Source organism: Micromonospora kangleipakensis, from assembly GCF_004217615.1.
GTDB classification, from domain to species: Bacteria; Actinomycetota; Actinomycetes; order Mycobacteriales; family Micromonosporaceae; genus Micromonospora; species Micromonospora kangleipakensis.
In genome coordinates, this window is the sequence record NZ_SHLD01000001.1 from 6,627,800 (window position 1) to 6,647,559 (window position 19,760).

Below are 19,760 nucleotides of genomic sequence, written 5' to 3' on the forward strand. Positions count from 1 at the left end.
CTCAGCCCTCCTTGAACGACGATGCCCGCCACGGCGGCGCCGGCCGGCCGGTGGCCCGGTTGAACAGCCAGTCGACCAGGGTCACCAGCAGCACGGCGGCGAACGCGGTCACCAGCTGGGTGGGGGTACGCAGCAGCCCCAGGCTGACGATCAGGGTGGTGGCGCCGGCCGGCGGGTGCGCGGCGTTCAGCAGCACCAGCACCGCGGCGGTGACCGCGAGGGAGCCCGCGGCCGCGATGATCCGGGGCACCGAGACGCCCTCCTGGAGCGCCGACCGGTGGTCGGCGAGCCCGGTCAGCACCAGCAGGGCGTACCCGGCGAGCAGCGCCACCAGGTGCCCGATGACGGTGTTGCGCGGTGACGACTCGGGCTTGTCGGGCTGCTCGACGTGCAGCATGACCGCCGGGCCGAGGCTGGGGAAGAGCCACGGCTGCCGGGTCAACAGGGCGACCGTGCCGGCCACCACCAGGGCGACGCCGCTGCCGGCGAAGGCTCTGCTGGCGGTGCCGGCACGGGACGGGTTCTCCTCGTTCTGCGCGGGCATGACGACTGCTGTACCCCCGCCGCCCGCGAACGAATCGACCGCGTCAGGCGGCCTCGACCAGCGACTTGATCCGGCGCAGCGTGTCCCGCAGCCCCACCTCCGGGTCGTGGCCGGTGGTCCGCCCCAGGGCCCGGCGGACCGGGTTGGACCGCCAGCGCAGCTCGGCCCGGATCTCGGTGCCCCGGTCCTGCGGGGCGGGGACCAGCTCGGCCTGCCCCTGCTGGACCACCGGCCCCTCGATGACCCGCCAGCTCAGCCGGCCCGGGCCGTCGACGGTGAGTTCGGCGCGCCACTCGGTGCCGCCGCCGGCCGGGTCGCTCGCCACGCAGCGCCACCGGTTGTCGTCGAGCTGCTCCAGGGTCGCCCACTCGGCCAACGCCCGGTCCAGCCGTTCCCGGTCGGTCCAGAAGCCGATCACGGCGTCCATCGGGCGGTCCACGGTGATCCCCCGCTGGACCACGTACCAGCCGTCCGCCCGCTCGGCCTGGAGCGGACGCCGCCGCCGGGCCACCATCCGGCCGACACCGACCGCGGCCGCCACGGCCGCGCCCGCCAGCGCCCACCTCGTTCCTCTGCTGGTCATCACGTCTCCTCCACCCGGACGTCCAGGAATGGCCGCCCGCACCCCGCTACCCGGCACGGAGGCGTCGAAACGACAAATCGGTTTGATTGGCGGAAATTAGGGCATCCGCCGGCCCCGTCCCCGCGTTCCTCTGGGAGGCAGCATGACCTTCGATCACCGTGGACCCGGCCAGCACGCCGGCCGCCGGGCGACCGCCCCGTCCGCCCCGGGTGCGGCGTGAGCGCCCCGGCCCGCGACCAGCACGCGGGGATCGCGCGGGCCCCGGTCGCCGGTCCCGCGGCCACCGCGCCGGGCGGCGGCCCGCGGCCCGGTCGGCTCCCCGTCGAGTACGTCCTGCCGCTGCGGCGGTCCGACGACAGCGGCCTGACCGGGCTGACCGACCACCTGCGCGACCTCGCCCTGTTGGTGGACGTCACCGTGGTCGACGGCTCCCCGCCGGAGCTCTTCGCCCGGCACGCCGCCGCCTGGCGGGACCTGGTCCGGCACGTCCCGCCCGACCCCGCGCTGCGCGGCGCCAACGGCAAGGCGCTCGGGGTGCTGACCGGGCTCGGCCTGGCCCGGCACGAACACGTGGTGATCGCCGACGACGATGTCCGGTACGACGAGGCCGGGCTGCGCGCGGTGCACGCGCTGCTGGACCGGGTCGACCTGGTCCGGCCGCAGAACCACTTCGACCCGCTGCCCTGGCACGCCTGGTGGGACACCGGCCGGACCCTGCTCAACCGGGCGTTCGGCGGCGACTGGCCGGGCACCGTGGCGGTGCGCCGGAGCACCTTCCGCGCCATGGGCGGGTACGACCCGGACGTCCTCTTCGAGAACCTGGAGCTGGTCCGCACCGTGCGGGCGTACGGGGGCGGCACGGCGACCCCCGCCTGGCTGCACGTACGCCGGCTCCCGCCGACCGCCGGGCACTTCCGCGCGCAGCGGATCCGGCAGGCGTACGACGACCAGGCCCAGCCGCTCCGGCTGGTGGCCGCGCTGGCGGTGCTGCCGGGCGTGGTGGCCGCGCTGGCCGCCCGCCGGCCCGGCCTGCTGCTGCGCACCGCCGTCGCCACGGTGGCCGTCGCCGAGCTGGGCCGCCGGCGGGCCGGCGGCGCCCGGGTCTTCCCGGCGCACACCACGCTGGCCGCCCCGCTCTGGCTGCTGGAGCGCGGGCTCTGCTCCTGGCTCGCGCTGGGCCGGCGGTGGCGCGGCGGCGTGCCCTACGCGGACGCGCGGCTGCGCGACGCCGCGCACTCCAGCCGGACGCTGCGCCGCCGGCTGGCCGGGAACGGCCCCGGTGACCTGGCGCTGTGGGTGGAGGCCGGCGGGCGAGATGTCCCCGCACACGCGACAGCTCGCGGCCACTCCCCGGCGGACCGGGAGTGACCGCGAGCTGCGGCGTACGAGGAGCCTGGTCAGTACCGGACCTGGTCGCGGGACTGCTGTGCGGTGTCCTTGACGTCCTGCGCGGCCGACTTCGTGTCGTCCTTGACCGCGTGCACGGCGTCCTGGGCGGTGGACTTCACCGACTCGGTGGCGTGCTGGGCCGGCTCGCGCAGCTCGTCCCGGAGCTCGCCGGCGACCTCGCCCAGCTTCTCCTTCACCGCGCCGGCGTGCTCGCCGGCCTTCTCCTTGACCTGCGTCGCCACCTGCTGCTCGCGGCGGGTGGCCGGGATCAGCGAGGAGGCCAGCATGCCGACGCCGAACGCGATCAGGCCGGCGGCCAGCGGGTTGCCCTCCGACTTCTCCCGCAGCACCTGGGGGGCCCGCTGGGCGGCATCGCCGACGGTGGAGGCGGCGGCGTGCGCCTTGTCGCCGACGTTGGAGGCCGCCGAGGAGGCGTGGTCGGCCACCGAGTGGGCGGCGTGACCGGTGCTGTGGCCGTAGTCCGAGGCGCTTCCCATGACCTTGTCCCTCACATTCTGGAGCGCGTTGCGCGCCCGCTGCTTACGGTCGTCGACGATGCGGCTCGGGCTGACCTTGTACGCCAGCGCGTCCACGTCCGAGCTGAGGCTGTTACGGGTGGCCTCGATCTCCCGGCGGATCTGGTCGGGGTCGGTGCTCATCGGGTGACTCCCTCCGGGTGCGGCTTGAGCGCGTCGGGGATGCGCTGCACGCTGTCGTTGGTCTGCTTGAGGCCGCGAATCCGCTCGGCGTTCTTCTTGGCCATGGAGTAGAGGACCGCGGCGATGACCGCCCAGATGACGGCCACGATCAGCGCGGCCCAGCCGGCGTCCATCACGTTGGACAGCCCGGCCCAGAGCGCGATCGAGAGGAACAGCGCCACCATGTAACCGCCGAAGCCCGCGCCGCCGAAGAGCCCGGCGGCCTTGCCCGCCTTTTTGCCCTCCTGGCGGATCTCCGCCTTGGCCAGCTCGACCTCCTGCCGCATCAGCGTGGAGAGATCGGTGGTGACGGAGCGCATCAGCTCACCGAGGGAGCTCCCCCGGACCTCGTCCGCGGTGTGCGGCGCGCCCGTCTCCGCGTGGTAACCGGAGTCCAGTCCGGACCCCTGCGTCGGCATGGTCATGCCGTCGCCTCCCTTCTGACGGATCGGCCGCTCACGGACGGGTGACGCCGCTCGACGGCACACCCGGCAGCGGGTCGGTCTGGCTCACCGGCGGCAGCGGCTGGCCGGTGCCGGTCTGCGGGTCGGCGTAGCCACCCCGGGTCGGATCGGTGTAGCCGCCCGGCTCGGCGTAGCCGGTCTGCGGGTCGGCGTAGCTGCCCGGCGTGGGGTCGAGGTAGCCGCCCGGCGGGACGGCCTCCGGCACCGCGCGCGAGGTCGGGATGACCGCGGTCCGGTCCGGGTCGTAGCCCGGGCCGTACGCCCGGCGGGACGCGTCGTTGTCGCCGGTGGCGGCGATGTTCTTGGTCAGCCGGCCGGCGAGCACGCCGAGGACGGCGGCGCCGACCAGGAAGGTGCCCGGGTTGCGGCGGGCGTAGCCCTTCACCTCGTTGAGGATGTCGCCCGGCTCGCGCTGCTCCAGCCACCCGGCCACGCCGTGCACCCGGTCGGCGGCCTGGTGGGCCAGCTCGGTCACCGGGCCGGGCTGACCGCTGTTCTGCGCCATCGAGCGCATCTCCTCGGCCAGCGAGCGGAGCCCGCCGGCGGCGCGCTGCTGCTGCTGGCTGGTCTGGGTGGCGACCTGGTTGCGGGCCTCGCCGTAGAGGTTGCGGGCCTGGCGCTTCGCCTCGCCCACCACCTCCCTGCCCTGCTCCTTGGCGGTCTGCGCGACCGCGCCGCCCGCGTTCGCGGCCTCCGAGCCGACCTGGCGGGCCTGGTCGCGGACGCCGCCATTGGTCGACTCCTGCCCGTAGGTGGAGGACGTGGGTGAGAGATCGTAAGTCATGACTACCCTTCCGCTCGGATGGTCGTAGCGGTTGTGCTGGGGGGATCACGCCGACGTGCTGTCGGCGTGACCTTTCACCTACCCCCGGTCGCCGGGTCCATGCCTGATTCGTCATTTCTCTGCGGAAGTGCCCCGCCGCGATCACACAATGGAGGGTCGTCCGGTCCCGGGCGGCGGCTGCTCCACGGAGGTGACAGCGATGGCACGTGACGTGCGCGGACGCGCCCCGGCCGGCCCGAAGCCCCGGATCCAGGCGGTCGCCGCCGCGGTGGCTGCCCTCTTCGTCCTGCTCGGCGTGCTCGGGTTCATCCCCGGGGTCACCACGCACTACGGTGACCTGGCCTTCGCCGGGCACCACTCGGAGGCGAAGCTGCTCGGCCTGTTCCAGGTGTCGATCCTGCTCAACCTGCTGCACCTGCTCTCCGGCCTGGTCGGGCTGGTGCTCGCCCGTCGGATCGCCGGGGCCCGGCTCTTCCTGGCCGGCGGCGGCGCCGTCTACCTGGGCCTCTGGCTGTACGGCTTCGCGATCGACCGGGAGACCGCGGCCAACTTCGTGCCCTTCAACGACGCGGACAACTGGCTGCACCTGTTCCTCGGCTTCGGGATGCTCGTGGTGGGGCTGCTGCTCTCCAACGACGTCGGCACCGGCGGCCGGCTGGACACCCCGATCGACCGCCCCTGACCTGCGCCTTCACCCGGCCGGGTGATCAATGACCCGACACGCCGGGCACAGAGTTTGCCTAATCCTCGCCTGGGGCAACGGAGAGTCACCACGGGGTTGACCCCGACGGACGAGGAGGCCCTGCCATGCCACGGTGGTTGCGGGAGAACGCGCTCACGGCCGCGATGCTCGGCGCGTTCCTGATCTTCCTGGTGATGCAGAGCGTGTTCGGCTGGCAGGTCCACAACGAGGAGTTGGCGCAGTACGGCGCGGCCCCGCTGAGCTGGTGGGCGTACCTCGGCACCGGGCACTTCGCCGAGGCGGTCTTCGAGAACTGGGAGTCGGAGTTCCTCCAGATGGGCGGCTACGTGCTGCTCACCGCGTACCTGGTGCAGAAGGGCTCGGCCGAGTCGAAGCCCGAGGGCCAGACCGACCGGCCCGACGACGACGCGCGCCGGGCCAAGCCGGACTCGCCCTGGCCGGTCCGCGTCGGCGGGCTCCCCCTCGCCGTCTACCGCAACAGCCTCTCCCTGGCGCTGCTGCTGATCTTCGCCGGGGCGTTCCTCGGCCACCTCTTCGGCGGCGTGGCGGAGTACAACCAGGAGCAGGCGCTGGAGAGCGGGGCCGCCCCGATCAGCGCCTGGCAGTTCCTCTCCACCAGCGACTTCTGGTTCCAGTCCATGCAGAACTGGCAGAGCGAGTTCCTCGCCGTCGGCGTGCTGATCCTGCTCAGCATCGTGCTGCGGCAGCACGCCAGCCCCGAGTCGAAGCCGGTCACCGCCGCCCACGCCCAGACCGGCGCCTGACCGGGGGCGCCACCGCCGCCCCGGTCGGCCGCCGTCAGGCGGCGACGGGCAGCCGCTTGGCGAAGCAGACGCTGTACGGGTTGCCGACGTACTCGCCGTAGACCGGGATGGGCTCGTACCCGCAGGAGCTGTAGAGCCCGATCGCGGCCGGCAGGTACGTCCCGGTCTCCAGGCAGACCACGGCGTGTCCGCGCTGGAAGGCCAGCTCCTCCAGGGCGGCCAGCAGCTGGCGCGCGATGCCCCGCCCCCGGTACGCCGGGCGGACGTACATCCGCTTCAGCTCCCCGGTGTCGCCGTCCAGGGCCTGGAGGCCACCGCAGCCGACGGCCCGCCCGCCGACCACCGCCGCCAGGTAGTGGATGTCGTCGTGGGTCAGCGTCGCCTGCCCGTCCAGCCCGCCGTCGGCCGCCCGCAGCTCGCGCTGCTGCGCCGTGACCAGGGCGGCGATCTCGGGATCGGTGGCGGGACGGGATTCGATCAGCATCACGTCACGTTAAGCCGGGCGGATTTCGCGGAGGTTTCCGGCCAACGACCCGAACACGGACGGAGCCGAGCTATTCGTCGTCGTCGTCCAGGTCGTCGTCGTCCAGGTCGTCGGAGAGGTCCGCGTCGAGGCCGCCGGCCTCCAGCGCGTCCTCGGGACGCCGCCGGCGGGCCTTGCGGGCGGCCAGCCGCTCCGCCGCCGAGGCGCGGGTCGACTTCTCCTCCAGCCGGATGTCGGTGCCCCGGTTGCCCGGGACGAAGTCCACCCCGGCGTAGAGGGTCGGCTGCCAGTCGAACTCCCGCTCGCCGATCCGCACCAGGTCGCCGGGGTCGGCGCCGGCCTTGGCCAGCTTCTCCTCGACGCCCAGGCGGGCCAGCCGGTCGGCCAGGAAGCCGACGGCCTCGTCGTTGTCGAAGTTCGTCTGCCGCACCCAGCGCTCCGGCCGGACGCCCCGGACGGTGAACGAGCCGTCCTCCTCCACCTCGATGGTGAAGCCGGTGTCGTCGACCGCCTTCGGGCGGATCACGATCCGGGTCGGCTCGGCCGGCGGCGCCGCCCTGCGGGCCTGCTCGACCACCTCGGCCATCGCGAACATCAGCTCCTTGAGCCCCTCGCGGGTGGCCGTGGAGACCTCGAAGACCCGGAAACCGCGCGCCTCCAGGTCCGGCCGGACGATCTCGGCGAGGTCCCGCCCGTCCGGTACGTCGATCTTGTTGAGCGCCACCAGCCGGGGCCGGTCGGCCAGGCCGCCGTACTCGGACAGCTCCGCCTCGATGGTGTCGATGTCGGCGAGCGGGTCCCGGCCGGGCTCCAGCGTCGCCGTGTCGACCACGTGCACCAGCACGGCGCAGCGCTCGACGTGGCGGAGGAACTCCAGCCCCAGGCCCTTGCCGGTCGCCGCGCCCGGGATCAGGCCCGGCACGTCGGCGACGGTGAAGGTGTGGTTGTCCACCCGGACCACGCCGAGGTTCGGGACCAGGGTGGTGAAGGGGTAGTCGGCGATCTTCGGCTTCGCGGCGGAGATCACCGAGATCAGCGAGGACTTGCCGGCCGACGGAAAACCGACCAGGCCGACGTCGGCGACGCTCTTCAGCTCCAGCACCACGTCCAGCCGGTCACCGGGCTCACCCAGCTCGGCGAAGCCGGGGGCCTTGCGCCGGGCGTTGGCCAGCGAGGCGTTGCCCCGCCCGCCGCGCCCGCCGCGGGCCACCTCGAAGGTGGTGCCCGCGCCGACCAGGTCGGCCAGCACCTCACCGTCGAGGCTCTGCACCACGGTGCCGTTCGGCACCTTGATGATCAGGTCGTGGCCGTTGGCCCCGTCCCGGTTCGAGCCGGCGCCACCCTTGCCGTTCTCGGCCTTGAGGTGCGGGCGGAAGTGGAAGTCGAGCAGCGTGGTCACCTGCGCGTCGACGACCAGCGAGACGCTGCCGCCGTGCCCGCCGTTGCCGCCGTCGGGCCCGCCGAAGGGCTTGAACTTTTCCCGGTGGATGGAGACACAGCCGTGCCCGCCGTCGCCGGCCTGCATGTGCAGGACGACCCGGTCAACGAACGTCGTCACGACGCCAATCCTTCCAGCGGGGTCCACCCCCGCGTGAGAAAAGACGAAGCGGGCCGGGACACGAGGTCCGCGGCCCGCTTCGCCGGAGAACTACTGCTGCGGCACCACGATGCTGACGGTCTTGCGACCGCGCTTGGTGCCGAACTGGACCGAGCCGGCAGCCAGCGCGAACAGCGTGTCGTCGCCGCCACGGCCGACCAGGTCACCGGGGTGGAACTTGGTGCCACGCTGACGGATGAGGATCTCACCCGCGCTGACGACCTGACCACCGAAGCGCTTCACGCCGAGTCGCTGGGCCGCGGAGTCACGGCCGTTACGCGAGCTGGACGCACCCTTTTTGTGAGCCATTGGAGGACGACCTACTTCCCGCTGGAGATGCCGGTCACCTTGACCTGGGTCAGCGGCTGGCGGTGACCCTGGCGCTTGTGGTAGCCGGTCTTGTTCTTGAACTTGTGGATCCGGATCTTCGGGCCCTTGGTGTGCGCGGCGATCTCGCCGGACACCGCGACCTTGGCAAGCTTCGCCGCGTCGGTCACCAGGTCGTCACCGTCGACGAGGAGCACCGCGGTGAGCTTCACCGCGTCACCGGGGGCACCGGTGAGCTTCTCGACCTCGATCACGTCGCCCTCGGCGACCTTGTACTGCTTGCCGCCGGTCTTGACGATCGCGTACATCGGAGGCGGACTCCCTGTCGTTGAGGCTGCTGGCGGTCGTTCCCACGGCAACTCGCCGGGTAGCAGTGACACCGGCGGCGCGGGCACGCGGGAACTCGGCACACCAAAGTGCGCCGCAGGCAAGCGTACGCCATACCCGGCCCGCCGCCCAAACCGGGCCGCTGGTCAGCGCGGGCAGAGCTCGTCGAGGCGCTGCTGGAGGCGGTCGAACGAGGCGAAGCCCACTCCGAAGGGGTCGGAGTCGTTCCCGTCGGCGCAGCCCGCGCCGGTCAGCAGGACGGCGGCCACCATCGTGGCCGCGAGCGGGCGACGCATGTCTCCTCCTGTCCGAGGAGCCGCCGTCGGGCCGGGGGCCGTGGGGACGGCAGAGCCCCTCCCACCGGACACTGTTGCCGGGGAAGGGGCCCTGTCAGACTTCGCGCAGGTCAGCGCCTCACGGCCGGGTACGCCGACGGGCGCCGCCGCGACGGGAGCGCCGCCGGCCGGTGCCGCCCTCGGCGCCCTCCTCGTCGGCCTCGCCGTCGCCCAGCGCGTCCGGATCGTCCGCCGCGGCCAGCCGGGCCGACTCGCCCTCCTGGCTGTCGGCGACCGCCGGGGCGGCCGGCGTCTCGCTCTCGTACCGGGACAGGTCGTAGCCCATCGTGTCGTGGTAGTCCGGCTCCGTCGGCACCTCGGTGTCGGTGGCCTCGGTCACCTCGGCCACGGTCTTCTCCGGCGTGGCGGCCTTGCGGGCTCGGCGCCGCGACGAGGCGGTGCCGCCCTGCTCGGCGGCGGGGGTGGTGACGGCCGAGGCGACCGCCTTGACCTTCTCCCCCGCGCCGCCGGCCCGCGGCTTCTCCGGCACCGGCTCGGTGTGGATGATCAGGCCGCGACCCTTGCAGCACTCGCAGGTCTCGCTGAACGAATCGAGCAGGCCCGCGCCGATGCGCTTGCGGGTCATCTGCACCAGGCCGAGCGACGTGATCTCGGTGACCTGGTGCTTGGTGCGGTCCCGGCCCAGGCACTCGGTGAGCCGGCGCAGCACCAGCTCCCGGTTCGACTCCAGCACCATGTCGATGAAGTCGATCACCACGATGCCGCCGAGGTCGCGCAGCCGGAGCTGGCGGACGATCTCCTCGGCCGCCTCCAGGTTGTTCCGGGTGACCGTCTCCTCCAGATTGCCCCCGGAGCCGGTGTACTTGCCGGTGTTGACGTCGATGACCGTCATCGCCTCGGTCCGGTCGATCACCAGCGAACCGCCCGAGGGGAGGAAGACCTTGCGGTCGAGCCCCTTGAGGATCTGCTCGTCGATCCGGTACTCGGCGAAGACGTCGGTGGTGCCGGCGTGCCGGCGCAGCCGGGCGACCAGGTCCGGCGAGACGTGCGACAGGTACGACTCGACGATGTCGTACGACTGCTCGCCCTCGATCACCAGCTCGCGGAAGTCCTCGTTGAAGAGGTCCCGCACGACCCGGATGACCAGGTCCGGCTCCTCGTAGAGCAGCACCGGGGCGCCACCCTCGGCCGCCTTGGCCTGGATGTCCTCCCACTGCGCCTGGAGCCGCTTGACGTCGCGGGCCAGTTCGTCCTCGCTCGCCCCCTCGGCGGCGGTCCGCACGATCACGCCCGCGCCGTCCGGAACCAGCTTCTTGAGCACGTCGCGCAGCCGCTTGCGCTCGGTGTCCGGCAGCTTCCGGCTGATGCCGGAGGCGTTGCCGTTGGGCACGTACACCAGGTGCCGGCCGGAGAGCGCGATGTGGCTGGTCAGCCGCGCGCCCTTGTGCCCGATCGGGTCCTTGGTGACCTGCACCAGCACCGAGTCGCCGGAGCGGAGCGCGTGCTCGATGGAGCGGGCCCGACCCTCCAGGCCGGTGGTGTCCCAGTTGACCTCGCCCGCGTAGAGCACGGCGTTGCGGCCGCGCCCGATGTCGACGAAGGCCGCCTCCATGCTGGGCAGGACGTTCTGCACCTTGCCCAGGTAGACGTTGCCGGCCATGGTGCCGGAGGAGTTGCGGGTGACGTAGTGCTCGACCAGCACGCCGTCCTCGAGGACCGCGATCTGGGTGCGGTCGCCGCGCTGACGGACCGCCATCACCCGGTCGACCGCTTCCCGGCGGGCCAGGAACTCCGACTCGCTCAGGATCGGCGGCCGGGTACGCCGCTGCTCCCGGCCGTCCCGGCGGCGCTGCCGCTTGGCCTCCAGCCGGGTCGAGCCGGAGACGCCCTGCACCTCGTCGACGGCCCGGCGCGGCTCACGGATCTTGACCACGGTGGGCACGCCGTCCTCGGCGCCGCCCTCCACGTCACCGGCGCCCCGACGGCGGCGGCGGCGCCGGCGGCGGGTCAGCCCGTCGCCCTCGCCCTCCTCCTCGGCCTCCTCGGCCTCCTCGGCCTCGGCCTCGGCGCTCTCGGCCTGGATGGCCTCCTCGGCCTCCTCGTCCTCGGCGTCCTCCGCGCCGCCCTTGCCCCGGCCGCGACCCCGGCGGCCGCGACGGCGGCGGCGACGGGCCGCGGCGCTCTCCTCGTCCTCGTCCTCCGCCTCGCCGATCTCCTCGGCCTCGACGGCGGGCTCCTCGTCGACCTCGACCTCGACCTCGGCCGGCTCCACCTCGCGGCGGGCGCGCCGACGACGGCGTCCGGTCTCGACGGGCTCCTCGACCGGCTCCTCGGCGGCCGGCGCGGGCGCGGCGGCCCGGACGACGGGCGCCTCCTCCGGCTGCGGCGCCATGAAGAGCACCGTCGGCGCGGAGAGCGCGGCCCGCCGCCGGCGGGTACGCGGCTCCGGCTGCTCGGCCGGCTGCTCACCCGGAACGGCCGCGCCAGGGGCGACGTCGCCGGTGCGGTCCTCGGCCCGAGGCGCGGTGGCGCCCTCGGCGGCCGGCGGGATCTCGGCGGCACCCGAGGCGGTCGGCGTCGGCTCCGCGGCGCTCTCCGCCACCGGGGTCCGCTGCGCGGTCTCCTCGGCCTCCCCCTCGGGGGTGACCTCCTCCTCGGCGGTCTCCTCGGCCGGGGTCGGCGCGGTGTCCGCCTGCGGCTCGGCGACGGCGTGCGGCTCGACCGTCGGCTCGGCGGCCGGGGCCACGGCCTCCGGCTCGGCGGCCGGCGGGACGGCCTTCCTCCGCCGCGTGCGGGTCACCTTGACCGGCGGGACGACCTCCTCGGAGGCCTCCTCGGCGGCGGCGGCGACCACGGGCTCCTCGGCCTCCTTGGCGGTGGTCGCCTTGCGGCGGCGCCGGGGGGTCTTCGGGGCGGCCTCCAGCTCACCCGCGACCGGGGCGAACACCTCGGCCTGGGGCGCCTCGCCGGTGGTCGTGCCGGCATCGGCTGGCGCCTCGGCCGGCGCGTTGGTCTGCTCCGGCTGGTTCAGCGGGGCGGCCCGGCGGCGGCTGGTCCGCTTGCGGGCCGGCGCCTTGGGCTCGGTGGTGCTGTCGGTGGTGCTGGTGTCGGCGGTTTCGCCGGCCGGCTGTGAACCGGTCCGTTCGCCGCCCTCGGGCTCGTTCTCGAGCATGGACGTTCTCCAGTTCTGGCTGCCCCGGGCGCGGGTGAGCGCTGCCACGCAGGGTCGCCGCAAAAGTGTTTCCGCCGGGCGCGCGAGGTGCGCGACCGCCGAAGTCTGCCTGCTTGGAACACTGACCGTCGGTCAGTGTTCACCGATGGCTGTCCCGTCGCGATCCGCATCCAACGGATCCACGATCTCGCCCTGCGCGGTCAGCGTGCCCTGCGCCAGCCGGATCACCCTCGGGGAGACCGGCGGCTCCAGGGCGGCCACCACGCGGAGGCCGGAAAGGACGTCATCGGGTCGTACGGACGGGGTGACCTGCCGCACGACCAGTTCGAGTATCGCACACGGTACGGCCGACGCCCCGGAAGGCGTCTCGGACGCGGGTACGGCATCGATGCTGATGACCGCCGCGCGCGCGTCGAAGGTCCGCCGGCCCTGCTTGGTCATCCGCTCGACCTGGATCTCCTCGGCGGCGGCGAAGGCGGAGACCGCCTGCGCCAGCACCGCCGGGTCGACCTCGGGCAGCTCGATCTGCCAGTGCGAGGCCTCGATCCGGTCAGCGAGGCTGCCGGGCCCGGCCACCACCGCGTCGAGCACGTCGAGTCCCGGCGAGAGCGCGGCGTCCAGCGCGGCGCGCAACCGGTCCGGGTCGACCGGCTCCCGGAGACCGATCTCCAGGTACTCGGCCTCGCTCGCCACCCCGGTGGGCGCGGCGCTGGCGTACGAGATCTTCGGGTGGGGGGTGAATCCCTGGGAGAAGGCGATCGGTACGCCGGCCCGGCGCAGCGCGCGCTCGAAGGCTCGGGCGAAGTCCCGGTGCGAGGTGAACCGCAGCGGTCCGCGTTTGGCGTACCGGATCCGGACGCGCTGGACGACGGGCGCCTGCCCGCCCTCCGGCTGTGGTTTCTTGCTGATCGTCGTGCTCCTCGAGGTCAGGACCGGTTGATCATGAAGTTATTGTCGACGACACGCCGTGCCGGTGACAACAACTTCATGATCAACGCTGGCGGGCGGTCGGATCGCCGGCCGCCGCGGTCACTGCGGGAAAACGGTCACTGCTGGGCGCCGGACGGGACCCTCAGGCCGGAACCGCCGATCGGGGTCAACGGGAGGAGCTTCTTCCCGGTCGGGCCGATCTGGATCTCGGTGTCCATGGACGGGCAGACGCCGCAGTCGAAGCACGGGGTCCACCGGCAGTCGTCCTGCTCGTACTCCGACAGGGAGTCCTGCCAGTCCTGCCAGAGCCAGTCCTTGTCCAGACCCGAGTCGAGGTGGTCCCAGGGCAGGACCTCCAGCTCGTCGCGCTCCCGGGTGGTGTACCAGTCGAGGTCCACGCCGAAGGTCGGCAGCACCTCGGCGGCGGCGTCCACCCAGCGCTGGTACGAGAAGTGCTCGCTCCAGCCGTCGAACCGGCCCCCGTTCTCCCAGACCCTGCGGATCACCGCGCCGACCCGGCGGTCACCGCGGCTGAGCAGGCCCTCGATCAGCGACGGTTCGCCGTCGTGGTAGCGGAACCCGATCGCCCGACCGAGCGAACGGTCCGAGTTGATCTCCTGCTTGAGCATCTTGAGCCGGCGGTCGATGACCTCCGGCCGCGCCATCGCCGCCCACTGGAACGGGGTGTGCGGCTTCGGCACGAACCCGCCGATGGAGACCGTGCAGCGGATGTCCTTCGAGCCGGTGGCGGCCCGGCCGGCCTTGATGACCTCGTGGGCCATCCGGGCGATCTGGAGCACGTCCTCGTCGGTCTCGGTGGGCAGGCCGCACATGAAGTAGAGCTTCACCTGCCGCCAGCCGTTGGTGTACGCGGTGACCACGGTGCGGATGAGGTCCTCCTCGGACACCATCTTGTTGATCACCTTGCGGATCCGCTCCGACCCGCCCTCGGGGGCGAAGGTCAGGCCGGTCCGCCGGCCGTTGCGGGACAGCTCCTGGGCCAGGTCGATGTTGAACGCGTCCACCCGGGTCGACGGCAGCGAGAGCGAGACGTTCGTGCCCTCGTACTGCTGGGCGAGGCCGGAGCACATGTCGCCGATCTCGGAGTGGTCGGCCGACGACAGCGACAGCAGGCCCACCTCGTGGAAGCCGGAGAACTCCAGGCCGTCGCGGACCATCTGGCCGACGGTGGTGATCGACCGCTCCCGGACCGGGCGGGTGATCATGCCGGCCTGGCAGAACCGGCAACCCCGGGTGCAGCCCCGGAAGATCTCCACCGCGTACCGCTCGTGGACCGTCTCGGCGAGCGGCACGAGGGGCTTCTTCGGGTACGGCCAGGCGTCCAGGTCCATGGTGGTGCGCTTGTGCACCCGGAACGGCACGTCCGCCCGGTTCGGCACGACCCGCTGGATCCGGCCGTCGGGCAGATAGTCGACGTCGTAGAAGCGCGGCACGTAGACGCTCTCGGTGCGGGCCAGCCGCAGCAGCAGCTCGTCCCGGCCGCCCGGGGAGCCCTCGGCCTTCCACTCCCGGACGATCGTGGTGATCTCCAGGACCGCCTCCTCGCCGTCGCCGAGCACGGCGGCGTCGATGAAGTCGGCGATCGGCTCCGGGTTGAACGCGGCGTGCCCGCCGGCCACGATCACCGGGTCGGCGTCGGTGCGGTCGGCGGCCAGCATCGGGATGCCGGCCAGGTCGATCGCGGTGAGCAGGTTGGTGTAGCCCAGCTCGGTGGAGAACGAGATGCCGAACACGTCGAAGTCGCGTACCGAGCGGTGCGCGTCGACGGTGAACTGCGGCACGCCGTGGGCGCGCATCAGCTTCTCCAGGTCCGGCCAGACCGCGTACGTCCGCTCGGCGAGCACGTCGGGCAGCTCGTTGAGCACCTCGTAGAGGATCTGCACGCCCTGGTTGGGCAGGCCCACCTCGTACGCGTCGGGATACATCAGCGCCCAGCGGACGACCGCCGCGTCCCAGTCCTTGACCACCGCACCCAGCTCGCCACCGACGTACTGGATGGGCTTGGTCACCTGGGGCAGCAGTGGCTCAAGCTGGGGCCAGACGGAGTTGGCCGCGGCGGGGCGCGGCGTCGTGGACGGGACGCTCATGATGCCCAAGGGTACGCGCCCGTCCGCCGGACACCGCGCCGCACCGCCCGCCGGCCCGGTCGCCCATGCCGGGAGGAACCGGACCGCCAGCGGTCAGCGGCGCTCCGCGCGCCGGTGCGGCCGCCTCCGGCGGACGCCCTCGCTGGTCAACGCGTGAAAGACGATCATGATCACGATACCGATCACCCCGAGCACCGGACTGACGAACCAGCCCAGCGCGCCGCTGAACAGGTAGAGCACCATCCCGGTGACCGGGCGGCCCCGCTGGGCGGCGACGTGCGCGACGGACGCCGGGGCCTCCTCGGCCAGGCCGGCGAGCAGCTCCCCGGGCCGGTGGGCGGGTACCCGGAGCTCGATCACCAGCAGGGTGATGACGATGGCGAAGACCCCGTCGCTGAACCCGGTCATCCTGCCGATGTCGCTCACCGGCGGCGTGCCGGCGACCTCGCCCGCTGCGGACATGCGCCGAGACTAGGCGTGATCCTCCGGACACCGCCCGTGGCGCGCCGGTCCGGCCCGCGCCGGTCACCCCCGGCCGTCGCTCAGGCGGCGGGCGACGGGCGGATTGGTCGGCGGTGGCATGCCGGTACTAACCTCGCAACCGGCGCGAGAGGAGATTGCCGCGATGCCGGAGCCGCAGCCGGGAGCAGACCGGCCGGCCGACGGGGGCACCCCGGTCACGGGCCGGGACCGGGATCCGGCGGTCACCGACGAGCCCGTACCCCCGTCCGCCGGGCCGCCCACGGCCGCGGACGGCACCTTCGAGCTGCCCACCGACGCCCCGGCGGAGACCGGCGGCGGCGACCCACCCGCGGCCGGCGACCGGTACGCGACGGACGACGCCGCCGCCCCGGGCGACCAGGCCGCCACCGACGACGACGCCTCGGCACGTTCCGCTGCCGACCACCCCGCCCCGGCCGACGGCGACCGGACCGACGCGGCCGCCCGGGCCCACGACGAGGAGCCGACCGCGACCGCCGAGGCCACGGCCGAGGGCGACGACGCGCCAGCCGCCGACGGCGACGCAGCGGCCGAGACCGGCGACGGCCCGGCGACGATCGACCCGGCCGGTGCGGCCGAGCACGCCGCACCGACCGGCCCGGACGACACGGCGGAGCCCACCCCGCCGCCCGTCACCCCGGCCCGGGGCTCCGCCGCCGTCCGGACCCGCGCCGAACCGGCGCCGCCGGCCGCCCGCCCCGACCCGACCCGCGTGGAGACCCGGCCCGACCCGACCCGGGTGGAGACCCGGCCGGAGCCGGCGGCCCCACGGTGGAGCGGCTCCGCCGCCGTCCCGCCACCGCCGCCCCGCAAGCGCGGCTGGGGCGAGTCCGCCGAGCCCACCCCGGTCCCGCCGCCCGCGCCGGAGCACCAGGTCCCGGTCGACCCGTGGGCGGGCGCCGACACGAGCGGCTGGGATCTGCACTCCGCCGACTTCCCGGCCCTGCCGCCGACGCTGCCCTACCCGGCGCCGCCGCACACGCTCCCCTACCCGGCACCGCCGGTCGCCCCACCGCCCGGCCCGCCGGTCGCGCCCGTCCCGGTCGCCGCCCGTCCGGTGTCGCCGCCGCCGGCGCCGGTGTCCCCGCCGCCGCCCGCGCCGGTCCGGCCGCCGAAGCAACGCCGACGGGCGACCCCGCCGCCGGTCGCCCCGCCGCCGGACTGGCGGGCGCCGAAGGGGTACGTCCCGGTCCCGGTCCGCCGCCGGCGACGCTGGCCGTGGGTGCTGCTGCTCAGCGTCGCCTGCTGCTGCGGCGTCCCGCTCTGGTGGGCCCAGCCGCTCTCCGCCCAGTACCCGGCCAGCGCGGCGCTGCCCGACCAGGCGTCCGGCCTGTCCTTGCGGGAGGACGCGCGCAGCCAGGCCACCGCCGAGCGGTTGGAGACCGAGGTACGCCAGGCCCACCTGCTCGCCGAGGACACCTTCGCGGGCGTCTACGCCACGGACGACGGCAAGCGGGTGACGGTCTTCGGCGGCACGGGCTTCCGGCTCACCCCGGAGTCGGACGCGGACGCCGAGATGGCCCGCCTCGCCGAGGCGTACGCGCTCGACTCCGCGGTGCCGGTGGAGACCCGCGTCCGGGGCCGGTACGAGCGCTGCGCGGTGGGCCGCGCCGACGGCGACGCGGTGGTGGTCTGCACCTCGGTCGACCACGGCAGCCTCGCCACCGCCGTCTTCACCCGGCTCTCGCTCGACGACAGCGGCCGGCTGCTGGACGAGCTGCGCCAGCAGATCGTCACCCCGGACCAGCCCTGACCCTCACGCTGTGCAGGATCACGAACACGTAAAGCTTATCGTTTCCCGTCACGGATGAACCCGGTTCATGGGGGACAATCGGGACATGTCGCGGCGTTGGCTCTTCGCCGACCAGCTGGGGCCGCACTTTCTCGACGACCGGCGGCAGCCGGTCCTGCTGATCGAGTCGAAGGCGGTCTTCCGTCGTCGCGTCCACCACCGGCAGAAGGCCCACCTGCTCCTCTCCGCGCTGCGGCACCGCGCCGCCGAACTCGGCGACCAGGCCGTCTTCCTGCGCGCCGAGACGTACGGGCAGGCGTTGAAGAAGGTCCGCGAGCCGCTGGAGGTCTGCCATCCCACCTCGCGGCGGGCCCTGGACTTCGTCCGCGGCCTGGACCGGGTCACCGTGCTGCCGGCGCGCGGCTACGTGACCAGCCTGGCGGACTTCGCCGAGTGGGCGGACCAGCGCCGGGGCGCGCTGCGGATGGAGGCGTTCTACCGGTTCGCCCGGGAGCACCACGGGGTGCTGCTGGACAGTGGCGACCCGGCCGGCGACCGGTGGAGCCTGGACGTCGAGAACCGCGAGCCACCGCCGAAGGGCGGGAAGCTCGACGTGCCGGCGGCGCCGATGCCGAAGGAGGACGACATCGACGCCGAGGTCCGGGCCGACCTGGACCGCTGGGAGCGGGAGGGGATCCGGTTCGCCGGCCGGGACGGCCCGCGCCGGTTCCCGGCCACCACGAAGGAGGCCAAGGCCCGGCTGCGGCACTTCCTCCGGCACCGGCTCGCCGCGTTCGGCCCGTACGAGGACGCGATGCTGTCGACCGATCCGTGGCTGGCGCACAGCATGCTGTCGTCCTCGTTCAACCTGGGCCTGCTCGACCCGATCGAGGCGGTACGCGGCGCCGAGCGGGCGTACCGCCGGGAGGGCGCGCCGCTGGCGAGTGTGGAGGGCTTCGTCCGGCAGATCCTCGGCTGGCGGGACTACATCTGGCACACCTACTGGTACTTCGAGGCCGGCTGGCGCACCAGCAACGAGCTGAGCGCGCGGCGGTCGCTGCCGGCCTGGTGGAACGACCTGGACGCCGACGCGGTCGACGCGCACTGCCTGTCCGACGTGCTCGCCGGGGTCCGCGACCGGGCCTGGGTGCACCACATTCCCCGACTGATGGTGCTGGGCAACTACGCGCTCCAGCGTGGCTGGCGCCCCGCCGAGCTGGTCGAGTGGTTCCACACCCGCTTCGTGGACGGGTACGAGTGGGTGATGACCGGCAACGTGGTCGGCATGAGCCAGTACGCCGACCTGGGCCGGATGACCACCAAGCCGTACGTCGGCGGTGGCGCGTACATCAACCGGATGAGCGACTACTGCGGCGGCTGCCGGTACGACCCGAAGAAGCGGCTCGGCGAGGACGCCTGCCCGTTCACCGCCGGCTACTGGGCGTTCCTGTCCCTTAACCGGGACCGCATCCCGGGCAACGCCCGGATGGCTCGCACGATGAAGCAGATGGACCGGCTCGCCGACCTCGACGCGGTGGTCGCCCAGGAGAAACGCCGGGGCGACGACCCGCCGTGACGGCGCCGGCGAGGCGGCGCGCGACCGGTGCCGCCGTCCGGCTCAGGACGCGGTCGGCGGCTCGCCGCTGACCGGCGAGTGGGCGCGCGGCGGGGCGTAGCGCGGCACGTACTCCTGGCCCGTGAGCTTCTGGATCTCGGCCATCAGCTCGTCGGTCATCGCCCGCAGCGACGTCCGGTCGTCCGACCGGCCGGTGAAGTCCAGCGGCTTGCCGAACCGGATGCTGATCTCGGCCCGGCCGGGCCGGGGCACCCGGGCCCCGATGGGCTGCGCCTTGTCGGTGCCGGTCACGCCGACCGGGATGATCGGCACGCCGGCCGCCACGGCCAGCCGGGCCGCGCCGGTGCGCCCCCGGTAGAGCCGGCCGTCGGGCGAGCGGGTCCCCTCCGGGTAGACGGCGACGAGGTCACCGGACCTGAGCACCGGGATGGCGGCGTCGAACGCCGACAGCGCCGCCCGGCCGCCGGCCCGCTCGACCGGGATGGCACCCAGCCCGGTGAGCACGAACTTGGAGAAGGCGCCCTTCACGCCGGTGCCCGTGAAGTACTCCGACTTGGCCCAGAAGGCCAGGTGCCGGGGGACGACGGTGCCGAGCAGCAGCTCGTCGGCGACGGAGAGGTGGTTGCCCGCGAAGATCGCACCACCGGTCGCCGGAATGTGCTCCAACCCCTCCACGTGCGGACGGAAGGCCAACCGGAGCGCGGGCGCCACGGTGAGCTTGCCGATGGTGTAGAGCAGGGGCACTGGTCCTCCGGCGGTCGTACGTGAACAGGCGGTGTCA

The 19,760-nt window shown here is 73.7% G+C and carries 20 protein-coding genes; 5 read left to right on the top strand and 15 right to left on the bottom strand.

All coding sequences use genetic code 11. The features are described from left to right. Position 1 precedes the first annotated feature (1 nt). Together EV384_RS31555 and EV384_RS31560 are read right to left on the bottom strand one after the other, a co-directional pair. Entirely contained in the window at positions 2 to 544 is a 543-nt protein-coding gene (locus EV384_RS31555; protein ID WP_130339137.1) for an HPP family protein, read from the bottom strand. A 43-nt stretch (positions 545 to 587) separates the two neighbouring features. Further along, positions 588 to 1,127 (bottom strand): SRPBCC family protein, encoded by a 540-nt coding sequence (locus tag EV384_RS31560; RefSeq protein WP_207232522.1) that lies wholly within the window; start codon positions 1,125 to 1,127, stop codon positions 588 to 590. Positions 1,128 to 1,343: 216 nt separating this feature from the next. Between EV384_RS31560 and EV384_RS31565 the strand changes: the two genes are divergently transcribed. Beyond that, complete coding sequence (locus tag EV384_RS31565) at positions 1,344 to 2,495, top strand: glycosyltransferase family 2 protein (RefSeq protein ID WP_242624385.1); 1,152 nt, start codon at positions 1,344 to 1,346, stop codon at positions 2,493 to 2,495. 29 nt (positions 2,496 to 2,524) lie between these two features. On the opposite strand, the gene EV384_RS31570 is transcribed toward EV384_RS31565, so the two are convergent. Genes EV384_RS31570 through EV384_RS31580 form a run of 3 tightly spaced genes read right to left on the bottom strand, consistent with a single transcriptional unit; the run spans position 2,525 to position 4,462 of the window. Continuing rightward, the gene (locus EV384_RS31570) at positions 2,525 to 3,175 is read right to left on the bottom strand and encodes a DUF3618 domain-containing protein (protein ID WP_130339139.1); all 651 of its coding nucleotides are present in this window, start codon (positions 3,173 to 3,175) and stop codon (positions 2,525 to 2,527) included. Next, complete coding sequence (locus tag EV384_RS31575; protein WP_130339141.1) at positions 3,172 to 3,639, bottom strand: phage holin family protein; 468 nt, start codon at positions 3,637 to 3,639, stop codon at positions 3,172 to 3,174. Before EV384_RS31575 ends, EV384_RS31570 begins: the two co-directional genes overlap by 4 nt. A 31-nt stretch (positions 3,640 to 3,670) precedes the next feature. Then, positions 3,671 to 4,462, bottom strand: a complete 792-nt coding sequence (locus EV384_RS31580; RefSeq protein ID WP_130339143.1) for a hypothetical protein — start codon at positions 4,460 to 4,462, stop codon at positions 3,671 to 3,673. 199 nt (positions 4,463 to 4,661) lie between these two features. Between EV384_RS31580 and EV384_RS31585 the strand changes: the two genes are divergently transcribed. Continuing rightward, on the top strand, positions 4,662 to 5,144 hold the full coding sequence (locus EV384_RS31585; RefSeq protein ID WP_130339145.1) for a DUF4383 domain-containing protein: 483 nt from the start codon (positions 4,662 to 4,664) through the stop codon (positions 5,142 to 5,144). 125 nt (positions 5,145 to 5,269) lie between these two features. Then, the gene (locus tag EV384_RS31590) at positions 5,270 to 5,929 is read left to right on the top strand and encodes a DUF6766 family protein (protein ID WP_130339147.1); all 660 of its coding nucleotides are present in this window, start codon (positions 5,270 to 5,272) and stop codon (positions 5,927 to 5,929) included. A gap of 34 nt (positions 5,930 to 5,963) precedes the next feature. On the opposite strand, the gene EV384_RS31595 is transcribed toward EV384_RS31590, so the two are convergent. The 9 genes from EV384_RS31595 to EV384_RS31630 form a co-directional block, all read right to left on the bottom strand. Then, positions 5,964 to 6,413 (bottom strand): GNAT family N-acetyltransferase, encoded by a 450-nt coding sequence (locus tag EV384_RS31595; protein ID WP_130339149.1) that lies wholly within the window; start codon positions 6,411 to 6,413, stop codon positions 5,964 to 5,966. Between the two features lie 70 nt (positions 6,414 to 6,483). Further along, positions 6,484 to 7,971: a GTPase ObgE gene (gene obgE, locus EV384_RS31600; protein WP_130339151.1), complete on the bottom strand. Its 1,488-nt coding sequence runs from the start codon at positions 7,969 to 7,971 to the stop codon at positions 6,484 to 6,486. A 90-nt stretch (positions 7,972 to 8,061) separates the two neighbouring features. Further along, positions 8,062 to 8,319, bottom strand: a complete 258-nt coding sequence (gene rpmA / locus EV384_RS31605) for a 50S ribosomal protein L27 (protein ID WP_130339153.1) — start codon at positions 8,317 to 8,319, stop codon at positions 8,062 to 8,064. A gap of 11 nt (positions 8,320 to 8,330) precedes the next feature. Then, the gene (gene rplU, locus EV384_RS31610; RefSeq protein WP_067312477.1) at positions 8,331 to 8,645 is read right to left on the bottom strand and encodes a 50S ribosomal protein L21; all 315 of its coding nucleotides are present in this window, start codon (positions 8,643 to 8,645) and stop codon (positions 8,331 to 8,333) included. 165 nt (positions 8,646 to 8,810) lie between these two features. Further along, on the bottom strand, positions 8,811 to 8,960 hold the full coding sequence (locus EV384_RS35215; protein ID WP_165440123.1) for a hypothetical protein: 150 nt from the start codon (positions 8,958 to 8,960) through the stop codon (positions 8,811 to 8,813). 118 nt (positions 8,961 to 9,078) lie between these two features. After that, a complete protein-coding gene (locus EV384_RS31615) occupies positions 9,079 to 12,132 on the bottom strand; it encodes an Rne/Rng family ribonuclease (protein ID WP_130339155.1) in 3,054 nt (1,017 codons plus the stop codon). 132 nt (positions 12,133 to 12,264) lie between these two features. Beyond that, positions 12,265 to 12,984 carry a TIGR03936 family radical SAM-associated protein gene (locus EV384_RS31620; protein ID WP_130339157.1) on the bottom strand — a complete coding sequence of 240 codons (720 nt, stop codon included), beginning with the start codon at positions 12,982 to 12,984 and terminating at the stop codon, positions 12,265 to 12,267. A gap of 194 nt (positions 12,985 to 13,178) precedes the next feature. After that, positions 13,179 to 15,170, bottom strand: a complete 1,992-nt coding sequence (locus EV384_RS31625; protein ID WP_130339158.1) for a TIGR03960 family B12-binding radical SAM protein — start codon at positions 15,168 to 15,170, stop codon at positions 13,179 to 13,181. 93 nt (positions 15,171 to 15,263) lie between these two features. Next, positions 15,264 to 15,632, bottom strand: coding sequence for a TMEM175 family protein (locus EV384_RS31630; protein WP_130339160.1), 369 nt, complete (start codon positions 15,630 to 15,632; stop codon positions 15,264 to 15,266). A 163-nt stretch (positions 15,633 to 15,795) separates the two neighbouring features. Here EV384_RS31630 and EV384_RS36600 point away from each other — a divergent pair, with 163 nt between their 5' ends. Further along, complete coding sequence (locus EV384_RS36600) at positions 15,796 to 17,424, top strand: hypothetical protein (RefSeq protein WP_130339162.1); 1,629 nt, start codon at positions 15,796 to 15,798, stop codon at positions 17,422 to 17,424. A gap of 85 nt (positions 17,425 to 17,509) precedes the next feature. Further along, positions 17,510 to 18,979 (top strand): cryptochrome/photolyase family protein, encoded by a 1,470-nt coding sequence (locus EV384_RS31640; RefSeq protein WP_130339164.1) that lies wholly within the window; start codon positions 17,510 to 17,512, stop codon positions 18,977 to 18,979. Between the two features lie 42 nt (positions 18,980 to 19,021). Here the strand turns inward: EV384_RS31640 and EV384_RS31645 are convergent, their stop codons facing one another. Further along, positions 19,022 to 19,723, bottom strand: coding sequence for a lysophospholipid acyltransferase family protein (locus EV384_RS31645; protein ID WP_130339166.1), 702 nt, complete (start codon positions 19,721 to 19,723; stop codon positions 19,022 to 19,024). Positions 19,724 to 19,760 lie beyond the last annotated feature (37 nt).

Bases quoted from the DNA above. Each gene is read 5' to 3' on its own strand.
- EV384_RS31580 (WP_130339143.1), bottom strand. From the start codon at position 4,462: ATGACTTACGATCTCTCACCCACGTCCTCCACCTACGGGCAGGAGTCG.
- EV384_RS31630 (WP_130339160.1), bottom strand. From the start codon at position 15,632: ATGTCCGCAGCGGGCGAGGTCGCCGGCACGCCGCCGGTGAGCGACATC.
- EV384_RS31575 (WP_130339141.1), bottom strand. From the start codon at position 3,639: ATGACCATGCCGACGCAGGGGTCCGGACTGGACTCCGGTTACCACGCG.
- EV384_RS31555 (WP_130339137.1), bottom strand. From the start codon at position 544: ATGCCCGCGCAGAACGAGGAGAACCCGTCCCGTGCCGGCACCGCCAGC.
- EV384_RS31640 (WP_130339164.1), top strand. From the start codon at position 17,510: ATGTCGCGGCGTTGGCTCTTCGCCGACCAGCTGGGGCCGCACTTTCTC.
- EV384_RS31615 (WP_130339155.1), bottom strand. From the start codon at position 12,132: ATGCTCGAGAACGAGCCCGAGGGCGGCGAACGGACCGGTTCACAGCCG.
- EV384_RS31585 (WP_130339145.1), top strand. From the start codon at position 4,662: ATGGCACGTGACGTGCGCGGACGCGCCCCGGCCGGCCCGAAGCCCCGG.
- EV384_RS31595 (WP_130339149.1), bottom strand. From the start codon at position 6,413: ATGCTGATCGAATCCCGTCCCGCCACCGATCCCGAGATCGCCGCCCTG.
- rplU (WP_067312477.1), bottom strand. From the start codon at position 8,645: ATGTACGCGATCGTCAAGACCGGCGGCAAGCAGTACAAGGTCGCCGAG.
- EV384_RS31625 (WP_130339158.1), bottom strand. From the start codon at position 15,170: ATGAGCGTCCCGTCCACGACGCCGCGCCCCGCCGCGGCCAACTCCGTC.
- EV384_RS31570 (WP_130339139.1), bottom strand. From the start codon at position 3,175: ATGAGCACCGACCCCGACCAGATCCGCCGGGAGATCGAGGCCACCCGT.
- EV384_RS31590 (WP_130339147.1), top strand. From the start codon at position 5,270: ATGCCACGGTGGTTGCGGGAGAACGCGCTCACGGCCGCGATGCTCGGC.
- rpmA (WP_130339153.1), bottom strand. From the start codon at position 8,319: ATGGCTCACAAAAAGGGTGCGTCCAGCTCGCGTAACGGCCGTGACTCC.
- EV384_RS36600 (WP_130339162.1), top strand. From the start codon at position 15,796: ATGCCGGAGCCGCAGCCGGGAGCAGACCGGCCGGCCGACGGGGGCACC.
- EV384_RS35215 (WP_165440123.1), bottom strand. From the start codon at position 8,960: ATGCGTCGCCCGCTCGCGGCCACGATGGTGGCCGCCGTCCTGCTGACC.
- EV384_RS31560 (WP_207232522.1), bottom strand. From the start codon at position 1,127: ATGACCAGCAGAGGAACGAGGTGGGCGCTGGCGGGCGCGGCCGTGGCG.